The 12785-nt window shown below is 71.3% G+C and carries 15 protein-coding genes; 8 read left to right on the plus strand and 7 right to left on the minus strand.

Annotated features, from left to right (window positions below; translation table 11 throughout):
* Positions 1 to 25: 25 nt before the first annotated feature.
* Both ACPCJR_RS14475 and ACPCJR_RS14480 read right to left on the minus strand, forming a co-directional pair.
* Positions 26 to 655, minus strand: a complete 630-nt coding sequence (locus ACPCJR_RS14475; protein WP_391514053.1) for an alpha/beta hydrolase — start codon at positions 653 to 655, stop codon at positions 26 to 28.
* Between the two features lie 62 nt (positions 656 to 717).
* Positions 718 to 1647 carry a ring-cleaving dioxygenase gene (locus ACPCJR_RS14480; RefSeq protein WP_391514052.1) on the minus strand — a complete coding sequence of 310 codons (930 nt, stop codon included), beginning with the start codon at positions 1645 to 1647 and terminating at the stop codon, positions 718 to 720.
* Positions 1648 to 1780: 133 nt separating this feature from the next.
* Here ACPCJR_RS14480 and ACPCJR_RS14485 point away from each other — a divergent pair, with 133 nt between their 5' ends.
* The gene (locus ACPCJR_RS14485) at positions 1781 to 2749 is read left to right on the plus strand and encodes a LysR family transcriptional regulator (protein ID WP_391514050.1); all 969 of its coding nucleotides are present in this window, start codon (positions 1781 to 1783) and stop codon (positions 2747 to 2749) included.
* Here the strand turns inward: ACPCJR_RS14485 and ACPCJR_RS14490 are convergent.
* Positions 2704 to 3339 carry a DUF4194 domain-containing protein gene (locus tag ACPCJR_RS14490; protein WP_391514048.1) on the minus strand — a complete coding sequence of 212 codons (636 nt, stop codon included), beginning with the start codon at positions 3337 to 3339 and terminating at the stop codon, positions 2704 to 2706. The two genes, ACPCJR_RS14485 and ACPCJR_RS14490, sit on opposite strands and share 46 nt — an antisense overlap.
* Positions 3340 to 3345: 6 nt before the next feature.
* Entirely contained in the window at positions 3346 to 4752 is a 1407-nt protein-coding gene (locus tag ACPCJR_RS14495) for a Wadjet anti-phage system protein JetA family protein (protein ID WP_391514046.1), read from the minus strand.
* Positions 4753 to 4904: 152 nt separating this feature from the next.
* On the opposite strand from ACPCJR_RS14495, the gene ACPCJR_RS14500 reads away from it, so the two are divergent.
* Entirely contained in the window at positions 4905 to 5579 is a 675-nt protein-coding gene (locus tag ACPCJR_RS14500) for an HAD family hydrolase (RefSeq protein WP_391514044.1), read from the plus strand.
* 225 nt (positions 5580 to 5804) lie between these two features.
* On the plus strand, positions 5805 to 6176 hold the full coding sequence (locus ACPCJR_RS14505; protein WP_391514042.1) for a hypothetical protein: 372 nt from the start codon (positions 5805 to 5807) through the stop codon (positions 6174 to 6176).
* A 71-nt stretch (positions 6177 to 6247) separates the two neighbouring features.
* Here ACPCJR_RS14505 and ACPCJR_RS14510 read toward each other — a convergent pair whose 3' ends face one another.
* Complete coding sequence (locus ACPCJR_RS14510; protein ID WP_391514041.1) at positions 6248 to 7138, minus strand: HpcH/HpaI aldolase/citrate lyase family protein; 891 nt, start codon at positions 7136 to 7138, stop codon at positions 6248 to 6250.
* 188 nt (positions 7139 to 7326) lie between these two features.
* Between ACPCJR_RS14510 and ACPCJR_RS14515 the strand changes: the two genes are divergently transcribed.
* Entirely contained in the window at positions 7327 to 7716 is a 390-nt protein-coding gene (locus ACPCJR_RS14515; protein WP_391514039.1) for a tautomerase family protein, read from the plus strand.
* Here the strand turns inward: ACPCJR_RS14515 and ACPCJR_RS14520 are convergent.
* Positions 7700 to 8599 (minus strand): LysR substrate-binding domain-containing protein, encoded by a 900-nt coding sequence (locus ACPCJR_RS14520; protein WP_391514037.1) that lies wholly within the window; start codon positions 8597 to 8599, stop codon positions 7700 to 7702. The genes ACPCJR_RS14515 and ACPCJR_RS14520 overlap by 17 nt on opposite strands.
* Before the next feature lie 119 nt (positions 8600 to 8718).
* On the opposite strand from ACPCJR_RS14520, the gene ACPCJR_RS14525 reads away from it, so the two are divergent.
* From ACPCJR_RS14525 to ACPCJR_RS14540, 4 genes are all read left to right on the plus strand, one after another.
* The gene (locus ACPCJR_RS14525) at positions 8719 to 9918 is read left to right on the plus strand and encodes an MFS transporter (RefSeq protein ID WP_391514035.1); all 1200 of its coding nucleotides are present in this window, start codon (positions 8719 to 8721) and stop codon (positions 9916 to 9918) included.
* Positions 9919 to 10049: 131 nt separating this feature from the next.
* Positions 10050 to 10421 (plus strand): hypothetical protein, encoded by a 372-nt coding sequence (locus ACPCJR_RS14530; RefSeq protein WP_391514033.1) that lies wholly within the window; start codon positions 10050 to 10052, stop codon positions 10419 to 10421.
* Between the two features lie 130 nt (positions 10422 to 10551).
* Positions 10552 to 10779: a hypothetical protein gene (locus ACPCJR_RS14535; RefSeq protein WP_391514031.1), complete on the plus strand. Its 228-nt coding sequence runs from the start codon at positions 10552 to 10554 to the stop codon at positions 10777 to 10779.
* On the plus strand, positions 10780 to 11061 hold the full coding sequence (locus ACPCJR_RS14540) for a hypothetical protein (RefSeq protein ID WP_110353432.1): 282 nt from the start codon (positions 10780 to 10782) through the stop codon (positions 11059 to 11061).
* 142 nt (positions 11062 to 11203) lie between these two features.
* On the opposite strand, the gene ACPCJR_RS14545 is transcribed toward ACPCJR_RS14540, so the two are convergent.
* Positions 11204 to 12784 carry an acyl--CoA ligase gene (locus ACPCJR_RS14545; protein WP_391514030.1) on the minus strand — a complete coding sequence of 527 codons (1581 nt, stop codon included), beginning with the start codon at positions 12782 to 12784 and terminating at the stop codon, positions 11204 to 11206.
* Between the last annotated feature and the right edge of the window lies 1 nt (position 12785).

Consider the following 12785-nt stretch of genomic DNA (forward strand, 5'->3'; position numbering starts at 1 on the left):
AAGCGTTCTTCGCTTCGGCGGCGCGCTAGCGCTCGAAATTCCGGGCGAGCCAGGGACCCGCCGCGGCGAGATCGGCCTGCGACAGGCCGTGGCCGGCCGGGTTGACCGTGTGGGTCACGCGCGCCCCGGCCCGTTCGAGGCCCGCCGCGAGCCGTTCGGCGTTCTCGGCGGGGACGATCGGGTCGAAGGCGCCCGAGAGCAGCAGCACCGGGCGCCCCGCGAGATCGGCCGGCGGCGCCTCGGCGAGCGGCACCATCGCCCGCAGCAGCACGGCGCCCGCCAGCGCCTCCGGGTGCAGCAACAGGGTCGCAGCGGCGATGTTGGCGCCGTTGGAGAAGCCGACCGCCACGGGCGCAGCCAGACCGTAAGCGACGCGGGCCTGCGCGACGAAGGCGGCGAGCTCGCCCGCCCGGCGGCGGACATCCGCCTCGTCGAACACGCCCTCCGCCAGACGCCGGAAGAAGCGCGGCATGCCGTTCTCCAGCACCGGGCCGCGGGGCGAGAGCAGCGCGGAGCCGGGCGAGAGGGCGCGGCCGAGGGGAAGCAGGTCGGCCTCGTCGCCGCCCGTGCCGTGAAGCAGCAGGAGCGGCGGAGCGGCCGGGTCCGGGCCGGGCTCGAAGCGGTGGACGAAGTCCAGGGCGGGGGTATTCGTCATGACCATCTCCCAACTCTCTCGACGACGGTCGCCCGGATCTCTCCGGGCGACCGCAGAACGCGTCAGGCGACCTTGGGCAGCACCGCCTCGATCTGCCCGCGATGGGGTTCGAGGAAGGCGGGCAGCTTGAGCGCGCGGCCGAGTTCCGCCGCGGGCTCATCGACGGCGAAGCCGGGCGCGTCGGTGGCGATCTCGAACAGGATGCCGCCGGGCTCGCGGAAATAGACCGAGCGGAAGTACTGCCGGTCCCGCTGCTCGGTGACGGCGAGGCCGTGCCGGTCGCGCAGCCGCTCGGCCATCGCCTCCTGCGCCGCGTCGTCGGCGGCCCGGAAGGCGATGTGGTGGACGGACCCCGCCCCCTGACGCCCGGGAAGGAAGTCGCCGACCTCCCGGAGCGTCACGGTGCCGCCCAGCCGCGCCACGCCCGCGAGCCGGATCTGCGTCCCCTCCTGGCCGATCCGCTCGAAGCCGAGCACGTCGGTCAGGATCGCGGCGGTGGCCTCCGCCTGCCGCAGGAGCAGGGTGGCGCCGTGCAGGCCGCGGATCGCCTGATCCGGGGCGATGCCGTCCGCGGCCCAGGCCGGCTCGCCCTCGATCCCGTCGATGCCCACCAGCGCGAGCGGCATGCCGTCGGGATCGCGGAAGCGCAGCTCCGTCTCGCCGAAGGCGACGCTCGGCGCCTCGTGCGCCACGCCCAGGGCCACGAAGCGGTGCGTCCAGGCGCCGATCGAGCCGCGGGGCACGCGGAAGGCGGTCTGCGAGACCTGGCCGACGCCGACCCGGCCCGGGGCGGCATGCGCGATCGGGAAGAAGGTGAGGATCGTGCCGGGCGCGCCCGCCTCGTCGCCGAAATAGAGATGGTAGGTGCCCGGATCGTCGAAGTTCACGGTCTTCTTCACCAGGCGCAGGCCGAGCACGCGGGTGTAGAAATCGACGGTGCGGGCGGTGCCGCCGGCAAAGGCCGTGACGTGGTGGATGCCGTAGGCGCTCATGGTTCAGGTCTCCCGATCCGGGGCGCCGCGAGGAGGATCCGCCGCCTCCGGCTGCCGGTGTGAGAGCAATCTGGCCCTTGCCTTCCCGCTTGAAAACGGAAACGATCGAAACACATCGTTTCCAGAGTTCGTCATGGCACGCCTTCCCGATTTCGAAGCCTGGGCCGTGTTCGCGGTCGTGGCCGACACGCTCTCCTTCGCCCGCGCGGCGGAGGAACTCGCGGTCTCGAAGGCCACCGTCTCCAAGGCGGTGTCGCGGCTGGAGGTGCGGCTGGGCGCCCGCCTGTTCCACCGCACCTCCCGGCGCCTGTCCCTGACGGAGGCCGGCCGCATGGCGCGCGACGACGCGGCCGGGCTGCTGGCCGCGGGCGAGGCGGCGGAGGCCCGCGCCCGCGAAGCCAGCGGCGCCCCGCGGGGGCGCGTGCGGCTCGCCGCGCCGATGTCCTTCGGCGTGGCCCATCTCGCACCGGTCCTGCCGGATTTCCTGGCCGCCTATCCCGAGGTCTCGGTCGATCTGCACCTGTCCGACGAGCGGGTCGATCTCGTGGGCGGCGGGTTCGATCTCGGCCTGCGGATCGCCGCGCTGCCCGATTCCTCGCTGCGGGTGCGGCGGCTCTGCAGCGTGCGCCGCTCGCTCGTGGCGACGCCCGCCTATCTCGACCGGCAGGGGCGACCGGCACACCCGGAGGATCTCAAGGCGCATGCCTGCCTCGGCTACGCCTACCTGCCGACCCCGGACCGCTGGCACTTCTCGAACGCGGCCGAGGAGACGGTCTCAATCGTGCCCGAGGGCCCGTTGCGGGCCAACAACGCCGACGCGCTGGCGCCCGCCCTGCGGGCCGGGCTCGGCCTCGCGGTGCAGCCGGACTTCACGATCTGGGAGGATCTGAAGAGCGGGCGCCTGGAGCGGGTGATGCCGGACTGGCAGCCGCCGCCCATCGCCCTCAACCTCGTGATGCCGCCCGGCCTGCCGCGCCCGGCGCGGGTCTCGGCCCTGATCGGCTTCCTGGAGCGGGCCTTCTCGGAGGCGCCCTGGGCGCAGCCGGAAACGGCTGGTCAGGCCCCCCTGCCCTCCCCGGCGGAGGCCCAGGCCCTGACCTGATCCATCCAGGCATCCGGCGAGAGCACCGTGATGCCGGGCATCACCATCAGCGGCGTGACCCGCTCGGCCCGGTCGCGCTCGCCCAGCCGCAGGGCGCCCTTGCGGGAGAACAGGCGCAGGATCTCGATGAGCCGCGCCTCGTCGGGCGGATCGGTGCGGGCGGCGGAACGGATCGCGTCGGCGATGTCGTCGGTGGTGCACTCCACCGTCCCGTCGGTGGAGACGCGGTGGTCGCGCAGGCCCTCCTCATAGGCGAGCCTGAGCGCCAGCAGCACCAGGGTCTCGTCCTTGCGCAGCCGCTCGCCCTGGGCGTCGTGGCGCACGCCGTCCGGCGGCAGGGCGAGAAAGACCATCTGGTCGCGATGGGCCACCTCGAACCGGTAGCCGAGGCAGGCGAAGTAGTCGCGGAAGAACGGCGCGTAGTGCCGGGCGAGTTCGTAGGAGCGTCCGATCCCGGTGCTGGCCGCATAGATGCACTGGCTCTTGAGCAGCACCTGCAGCGCGCGGATCAACTCCTCCTCGTTCGGGGCGGCCCGGCCGGGCGGAGGCGGCTCGTCGCCGTCGAGGATGGCGCGGAAGGGTTCGAGCATCGTGTCTCAGCCTGTCTGCCGCCGCCGCGGGGCGGGAGCCGCCACGCGCTCGATCAGGAAATCCGGGCAGTCGAGCCAGCCGTTGGAGACGCGGCCCTCGATCCGGGCGACGCGGTAGCGGCCGCGCAGCAATCCGTCGAACAGTACGTCGATCTCGCGCAGGCGCTGGAACACGACGAAGCCGTCCACGCCGTCCACGACGATCTCGGAGCCGCGCAGGGTCTTGGCGCTGCCGAGGCGCGCATCGAGATAGGCGGCGATGCGCTCCGGCGTGACGGTGATGCGGCGGCGGAATTCGTCCTTGGCGGCAATGAAGGCCTCGATCGCCGGATCGACATCGATCTCGGGCAGCGGCTCGAACTCGATGATCCGGCGCGGCAGGCGCGGATTGGTGAGCTGGGGCGGGCCGATCGGCGGGCGCAGCAGCGAGATCTGGGCCGCAGGCATCCCGGCGAGATCGTCCTTGCCCGCACCCACCGCGCGCAGGGCCGCCGCCGCCCGCTCGATGCGCGCGGAATCCCGGGGATCGCGGTAGCGCAGGGCGGCCGAGATGCGCCGCTCCAGCCGGGTCACCACCTCGGCCACCGCGTCGAGATGCGGGTCGAGTCCCTCGAAGATCGACAGGATTTCCACGAGGTCGGTGCGCACCATCCGCTCGGCGGCGGCCTTGTCCGCCGCCCGGCCCTCGCGCAGGTTGCCCTCGGCCAGCGCCCGCAGCGTCAGGGGATCGCGCAGCGCCCGGCCCGCCTCGCGCACGATGCCGGAGCGGAAGCGGAACGGGTTGAAGCGGGTGTGCAGCGTCCGGTAGTCGGAGACGAGGTGGCGCTCGACGAACTCCTCGAAATAGAGCCGGAAGGCGGCGCTGAGATCCGGCTCGCGCAGGATGCGCTCCTCGAGCTTGCGCATCGCTCCGGCGAGGCCCCGCAGATGTCCCAGGAAGGTGCGCGAGGCCTTGGCCGCGTTGCGCAGGGCCTCGGAACGCTCGGCGGGGCTGGCGATGGCGCTCTCCAGCGCACTCAGAACCTCCAGCACCGCGCCGCCGTAGGAGCGGGTCTCGCCGCGCTCGATCCGGGCCAGCTCCTCGATCAGCAGCCGCGCGTCCGGATCGAAATCGACTACCGGCACGTAGCGCTCGCGCCGCTCCACCAGCCAGCCCGCCTCGATCAGCCGCCGGTAGACCGCCGAGCGGCGCTCGACCGGATCGGCGGGCGTCGCCTCGTCGTCGGCGATCTCGGCCTGGCTCCAGCCCGCGGAGAAGTCGCCGATGGCGGCCAGAAGCTCGCTCTTGCGTAAGGGCTCGGCGGCATCGCCGAACACGCGCGCGTGCAGGTGCAGCAGCAGCGCCGCGTTGAAGGCGCGGCTCGGCGAGGCGAGCGGGCGGAAGAGGTCGTCGGCGAGGTGGGTGAAGAGCATGGCGGGACGGGCGGAACCACAACCCGCTCGGCCGCCGCCGGTCAATGCTCGCGTCGCGCTCTTCCCGCATGCATCGACCCATACATCGACCCATGCATCGTCCGGCGGAGGCGCCCGTTGTTCCGATGCCACCGCCGAGGAGCCCCGAAACCATGCGCATCGAGACCGTTTTCCTGTTCGACCTCGACGGCACGCTGGTCGACAGCGTCTACCAGCACGTGCTCGCCTGGAAGGAGGCGCTCGACGCGGAGGGCATCCCGCTCTCGGTCTGGCGCATCCACCGCAAGATCGGGATGAGCGGCGGCCTGTTCACCAACCAGCTCCTGCGTGAGACCGGGCTTGCCATCGACCCCGAGCGGATCGACCGCCTGCGCCGTCTCCATGCCGAAGCCTATGGGCGACTCTCGAAGGGCGTCGTGCCGCTGCCGGGCGCCCGGGAACTGCTCGCCACGCTCACCGAGAACCGCATTCCCTGGGCGATCGCCACGAGCGGGCGCATGGAGACGGCGGGTCACAATCTCGCGGCACTGGGCGTCGATCCCGGCCAAGTGCCGGTGGTGACCCGCGACCTCGTGAAATACGCCAAGCCCGATCCCGACCTGTTCCTCGCCGCCGCCGAGCGGCTGAACGCACCGATCGAGCACGCGGTGATCGTCGGCGATTCGATCTGGGACATGCTGGCGGCCCGCCGCTGCCGGGGCCTCGGCGTGGGACTGCTGTCGGGCGGCTACGGCACGGAGGAGTTGGAGCGGTCCGGTGCCGTCCGGGTCTACGACGACCCGGCGATGCTGCTGGAACACCTCGACGAAGTCGGCGGGCGGCGCTGAGGCTCGATCGCACGGTACGGCCAAGATTAGGCCCCGACAGGAATGTGGTCACAATGGCTCGAGGGCTTGGCGGCCGAGCCTGACGATTGGATGAACGGATCTTTGCACCTTCGTTCATGCGACAGGACGTAGCGTGACCTTCATCACATCGGGAGTGAACCGATTCCAGGGTGTGCTCGTTGGGGTGCCATTGGATCGGCGATCCACCGCTATCGGAGAACCTTGATGAAGAAGCTCGCAATCCTGTCCGCCGTGGCCGTGCTCGGCGTGGGCGCCCTGTCCTCGACCGATGCGGAGGCCCGCTGGCGCGGCCGTGGCGGCGGTGGCGCGATTGCGGCCGGCGTCGTCGGCGGTCTCGCGGCCGGCGCGCTCCTCGGTGCGGCTGCCTCGAACAGCTACGGGTACGGCGGCTACGGCTATGGCGGCTACGGCTATGCCCGTCCGGTCGCCGGCTATGGCTACGGCTACGCCCGTCCCGCTTACGGCTACGGGTACCGCAACGTCGGCTATTACGATGGCGGCTACTACGCCCCGCGCCGCGCCTATGGTGGCTATTCCTGGGGCGGCCCGGCCTACGATTACGGCTACGGCTGGTAAGACCCTTCGTCGTCACGTCGCTGCGTGACGGCACGGCCGCGCTCCTTCGAGGGGCGCGGCCGTTTCGCGTTTCAGGCCGCGGCGTCGCGGGCCGCGATGGTTTCGGACCAGATCACCGCGCGGCGGGCCATGCTGATGTGCTGGCGCTCGTACATGCGGCCCTCGACCTTGATCGCCGCGCGCTTGGCGTTCTCCGGCAGGTTGAAGGCATCGATCACGAGCTGGGCGCGGCGCACCTCCTCCTCGGTGGGCGCGAAGGAGGTGTTGGCCGGCTCGATCTGGTTGGGGTGGATCAGGGTCTTGCCGTCGAAGCCGAGGTCGCGGGCCTGCCGGCACTCCTCGCGGCATCCCTCCGGATCGGAGATGTCGTTCCAGACGCCGTCGAGAACGATCAGCCCCTCGGCCCGGGCGGCGGCCAGCGTGAACATCATCCAGGGCAGCATCGGCACGCGTCCGCGCACCAGCTGCGCCCAGGTGTCCTTGGCCAGATCGTTGGTGCCGAGCACGAAGCAGGTGAGCCGGTTGCGGCGGTCGCGGCGTGCCTTGGCGATGTCGTGGATGTTGAGGATCGCCGCCGGCGTCTCGATCATCGCCCAGATGGCGATGGACTCGGGCGCTTCGAGCGCTTCCAGGGTGTCGGCGATGCTCTCGAGCACGGCCGGCGAGGACACTTTCGGCATCAGGATCGCGTCGGGCTTGGCCTCGATCGCCGCGCGCAGGTCGGCATCGCCCCAGGGCGTCTGCGGCGCGTTCACGCGAATCACGAGTTCGCGATGGCCGTAGCCGCCGCCCTTCACCGCGGCGCAGACCTGCTCACGGGCGCGCTCCTTCTCCTCGGACGCCACCGCATCCTCGAGATCGAGGATCAGCGAATCGGCGGGCAGCGTCTTCGCCTTCTCAAGGGCGCGCGGGTTCGAACCCGGCATGTACAGAACGCTGCGGCGCAACCGCAAATCGGACATCGCTCGTCTCCTCGACCGTGGGCAGTTGCGGGGTGGGTTGAGGAGCCCTCCACCCGTCCCACCCTCGCTTTGCATGCATAATACGAAAAATCCGGATCGAGTGGAAGCGACCGGAAGCGGAGCTACTTAACCGCGTGTGCCCGGCGACCGCCAGAGGGCGCTTTTCCCGTGTAACTGGAGAGATCCCGATGCCCCTGCTGCGCTTCGATCTGATCGAGGGCCGGACCGATGCCGAGTTGAAGGCCCTGCTGGACGCGGCCCACGCGGCGATGCTCGAAGCCTTCCAGGTGCCGCCCGGCGACCGCTACCAGATCGTCACCGAGCACAAGCCCTCGCGGATGATCGTGGAGGATACGGGGCTCGGCATCCCCCGCACGCGGGACGTGGTCGTCGTGCAGATGATCACCCGGCCGCGGGGCCGCGAAAAGAAGGAATTGTTCTACCGTCTGCTGACCGAGAAGCTGGAGGCCGCCTGCGGCATCGCCCCCTCCGATGTGATGGTCTCGACCGTGGAGAACACGGACGAGGATTGGTCCTTCGGGCACGGGCGGGCGCAGTTCCTCACCGGAGATTTGTGAGGGCGGACGCTCCCTCGGCCACGAGCCAATCGACGAAGGCGGTGAGCGCGGGCGATTTGTCGGCGTCGTAGGGCGTCAGCACGAAGTAGCCCGGCCGCTCGACCCGGATCTCCGGGAAGGGCACGGCGAGCCGGCCATCGGCGACGGCGCGGTCGAGCACCGGGAACGGCCCGATGCCGAGGCCGCCTCCGTCCTCGATCGCCTGGAGCGTCACGAAGAAGTGGTCGAACACCCGGCGCCGGACACCGCCGGGCCGCGGCACCCCGGCGGCGGCGAGCCAATCGCCCCAGTCGCCCGGCCGCGTCTCGGTGCCGAGCAGAACGTGGCCTTCGAGGTCGCGCAGGGCCGCGAGCGGCCTGCGCGCCAGCAATGCGGGGCTGGCCACCAGGGTGTCGGCCTCGTCCAGGAACGGCACCGCGCAGTGCTGCGGCCAGGGCTCGGGACCGCGCCGGATCGCCAGATCGAAGCCGCCGCGCAGGGCGTCCTGCAGCGACGTGGTGGTGGTGACCGCGACCTCGGTGCCGGGGCGCGCGGCGTGGAAGCCGTCGAGACGCGGGATCAACCAGCGCATGGCGAAGCTCGACGGCGCGCTGACCTTGAGAACCCGCGGCGCCTGCGGCCGCCCGCAGGCCTCGGCCGCCGCCGTCAGGCGGTCGAAGGACAGGCTGATCTCCTGCGCGAAGACACGTGCCGCCGGCGTCGCCACCATCCGCCGCCCGACCCGCACGAACAGGCGCTGGCCGAGCCAACCCTCCAGGGCCGCAATCTGCCGGCTGACCGCGCCGTGCGTCAGCCCGAGTTCGAGCCCGGCCTGCGCGTAGCTCCCGGCCCGGGCCGCGACTTCGAACACGTGCAGCGCGTGGAGCGGCGGCAGGCGGCGCATTCCGGTCGTCCTTGCAAACCGTGAGGATAACGCACGGAACCCGTGAGTTCAGCGACTCTCATCGCGCGAGGCTCACGCATTTAGAAGAGCCGGAGTTCGCAAGCCGGAGATCGTTTCGCGTGAGCCAAGCCGCCCTTCTGGCCGAATCGTCCGCCGGGACGGACGCACGCAGCCTGCGGCGGCGCAGTCTCGGCGGAGCCTGCCTCGCCCACGCGCTGCACGACGGCTACACCGACCTGCTCTACGTGCTGCTGCCCGTCTGGCAGGCGGAGTTCGGCCTCGGTTATGCCGGCCTCGCGGTGTTGCGCAGCCTCTACTACGCGACCATGGGCGGGCTGCAGGTGCCGGCCGACCGCTTGGCGGCGCGGCTGCCGATCCGCGTGAGCCTCGGCCTCTCGACCCTGGTCGCCGCGGCGGGTTTCGGCGTGATGGCGCTGAGCGGCAGCCTGACCGGTCTGTGCTGCGGACTGGTGCTCGCGGGCATCGGCGCCAGCATCCAGCACCCGCGGGCCTCGCTCCTCGTGGCGCAGGCCTATGGCGGCAGCGCCCGCGGCCCGCTCGGCATCTACAATTTCTCGGGCGATCTCGGAAAATCGCTGTTTCCCGTCCTGGTCGCCCTGCTGCTCGGCCTGCTCGCATGGCGGCCGGTCGTCGGGCTGATGGCGGGAATCGGGATCGCCGTGACCCTGGTCCTGGCCGGGCTGCTGCCCACCGGCGGTCTCGCCGAGGCCGGTCCGCGGGAGCAGCGGGCGGGAGGCCGGAGTTCGGGCTTTGGCCTCTTGATGACGGTCGGCGCCCTCGACACGGCCACGCGAATGGGAACCCTGCTGTTCCTGCCCTTCCTGCTGGAGGCCAAGGGCGGCACGGGCACGACCACGGGGCTCGCCCTCGCCCTGGTCTTTGCCGGCGGCGCCTTCGGCAAGGCGGTGTGCGGCTGGCTCGGGGACCGCCTCGGCGTCCTGCCCTGCGTCGTCGCCACCGAGACGGCCACCGCCCTCCTCGTCGCCACGCTCCTCGTTCTGCCGCTCGGGCCGACGCTGCTCCTGCTCCCCCTCGTCGGCGTCGTCCTCAACGGCACCTCCTCGGTGCTCTACGGAACGGTGCCGGACCTCGCGCCGCGGGGCGAGGTCGGCCGGGCCTTCGCCCTGTTCTACACGGCGGTGATCGGATCGGGCGGCCTCGCACCCATCGCCTACGGCCTCCTCGGCGACGCGACGGGACCGGCGGTGGGCCTGCTGGCCGCGGCCGGAACCGCGCTCCTCACGGTGCCGCTGGTGCTCGGTTTGCGCCGGCCGCTGGCGACCGCTGCTCAGGATTGATTGAGATCAAGCGCGACCTGAACGGACGATTCTCTCGTCCGGCCAAGGTTTTCCAGCAACATCAGGTCAACCTTTCGTCAAGATCGCCCGCCAAGGGCGTCCCTGCACTTCTTCTCGAAGGGACGAACCGGATGCGAAAGACCTGCCTGGGCGCCTGCCTCAGCCTCGCGCTGCTTGCCGGCCTGTCCGCCCCCGCGCAAGCGGAGAACCGGACGGCGATGGGCGTCGGCGCGGGCGCCGTCGCGGGCGCGCTCGTGGCGGGACCGGTCGGCGCCGTCGTCGGCGCGGTGGCCGGCGGCGTTCTCAGCTCGAACAGCGGCGCCCGTCCCCGCTCCGCGCGCCGGGGGCGTGCCGCCCGGCGCCAGGCCCGGGCCGTCCCGCGCCGCGCCGCCATGGCCGAACCTCCGGTCCGCGCCGCCCGCCCGGAGATCATCCGGGCCGAGACCACCGGCAGCACGGGCGCCTCCGCGCCGGCCCGCTCCGGCTGGCGGGACCCCCGCTGAGCTCGCAGCGACTGTCGCTTTCGCATCACAGTCAGGGAAATGCGCAAGCGTGACCGGTCCGGCGCCATTTTCATGACCGAATGCGGCGCGCAGGATCGAAGTCATGCAATCGTTCGAGAGCGAGGAAGCGATGGCTGATCCGAGCGCCGACACTGACCGAACGGACCGACTGCAGGCGGTGCCCCGCATCGAGGGGCTCTCCGTCGGACGGGTGACCAAGGGTGTCGCCTACGCGATCGGCAAGCGCCTCTCGGTCGAGAGGGACGGCGCCCTACCCGACCGCCTCGCCCACCTCGTGGATCGTCTCCAGGCCGGCCCCCTCGGCCGCACCTCCCTCAAGCATCGTCGAGTTGCCTGAATGTCCAAGTTCGAACGCGCCCTCAACGACGCCAACGTGGTCCCCTTCCCCGCCGCCGCCGCGGACGCCGTGGCCGACGAGAACGTCGCCTCGATCATCGAGGTGCTTCAGGACCAGCTCAAGCTCGCCCGCGAGGGCAAGCTGCGCTCGGTGGCCGTGGTCTCGGTCTCGAACGACGGCAGCGCCATCGGCACGCAGTGGTCCTGCGCCCACGGCGACGTGGCGAGCCTGATCGGCAAGCTCACCGTGCTCTCCCACGACATGATGGCCGCCCGGAACTGAGTTTCCCTCGGTCGCGTGAACGAGAAAGGGCCGGCGGTGCATCCGCCGGCCCTTTCTCGTTTTGCGCTGTTTGAACGAGCGCCCGAATCTTACTCGCAGAAGCGACCCGGGCACCGCGGCGGTGCCCGGGTCGCCCCGAGGTTCAGACCAGTCCGAGCTTCTGCGCCAGTCCGATCCGCTGGAGCTTGCCGGTGGCGCCCTTGGGGATCTCGTCGAGGATCAGGATCTTGGCGGGCACCTTGAAGGCGGCCAGACGCTCCGAGGCGAAGCCGCGGATGTCCTTCTCCACCGCCTCGACACCCTCGCGCAGCACGATCGCGGCGGCGACATCCTCGCCGAGCTTGTCGTGCGGCACGGCGAAGGTGACGCATTGCGACACCGCCGGGTGATCCATCAGGACCTCGTCCACCTCGCGCGGGGAGATCTTCTCGCCGCCGCGGTTGATGATCTCCTTCAGGCGCCCGGTGATCGAGAGGTAGCCCTCGGGCGACAGCACGCCCTGGTCGCCCGTGCGGAACCAGCCCTGCCGCGTGAAGGCGTCGGCGTTGGCCCGATCGTTGTTCTCGTAGCCCTTCATCACGTTGTCGCCGCGGATGACGATCTCGCCGGTCTCGCCCGCGGGCAGCGGCTCGCCGTCGTGATCGACCACGGCGATCTCCGGACCCGCCGCGAGGCCGACCGAGCCGGCATAGTGGGGCTTCGGGGGCAGCGGGTTCGAGGCCATCTGGTGAGCGGCCTCGGTCATGCCGTAGGCCTCGATCACCGGCGCGGAGAACGTCTCCTCCAGTTCGTTCATCACCTGCGGCGGCAGGGACGAGGAGGAGGAGCGGATGAAGCGCAGCGGGTTCCTGGCGATGATCTCCTTGTTCCGGGCGGCGCGGCCCAGGATCGCCTGATGCATGGTCGGGACGCCGGTGTACCAAGTGGGGCGCACCTCATCCATCCAGCCGAAGAACTTCAGCGCGTTGAAGCCCGGCGTGCAGGAGACCTGACCGCCCGCCGAGAGCGGCGCCAGGATGCCGGCGATCAGGCCGTGGATGTGGAACAGCGGCATGATGTTGAGGCCGCGATCCTCCGCCGTGAACTGCACAGCGGTGCGGATGTTGCGCGCCGAGGCGCAGACGTTGGCTTGCGTCAGCGGCACGATCTTGGGCCGCGAGGTGGTGCCGGAGGTGTGCAGCACCAGGGCGATGTCGTCCGCCTCGGCGCGGCCGCCACGGGCGGGCTCGCTCGTCGCGTCGTCGGCAAGGTGGAGGGTGAAGCTGCCCGCGCCCTCCTCGGGGGTGGGCCGGAGGCGGGCCACCGGCACGCCGAGCTTCTCCGCGACCGCGATCGCGGGCGTCTCGGAGCCCTCGGCGACCAGCAGGAGCTTGGCCCCGAGGTCGCTCATGTAGAACTCGAACTCGTCGGCCTTGTAGCTCGGGTTCAGCGGCGCCGAGGTGGTGCCGGCGCCCACCGCGATGAAGGCGCTCGCCATCTCGGGTCCGTTCGGCAGCACGATCGCGACGCGGTCGCCGCGGCCGATGCCGCGGGCGTTGAGGTCGGCGACCGTCCGCTCGGTCAGCGCCCGCAGGGCCTGGAAGCTCAGCGGCACGCCGCCGGGGCTCGACAGGGCGGGATTCGCGTCGGCGCCGGTCTGGATCAGCTCGTGGAGAGTGGTCGCGGCCACGGTGGCCTCCTTGGACTCGACGGGGGGAAGGGTGGACGTCTCGGGCAGAAGCATC

The organism is Methylobacterium sp. NPDC097929 (assembly GCF_049543375.1).
Taxonomy (GTDB): Bacteria; Pseudomonadota; Alphaproteobacteria; order Rhizobiales; family Beijerinckiaceae; genus Methylobacterium.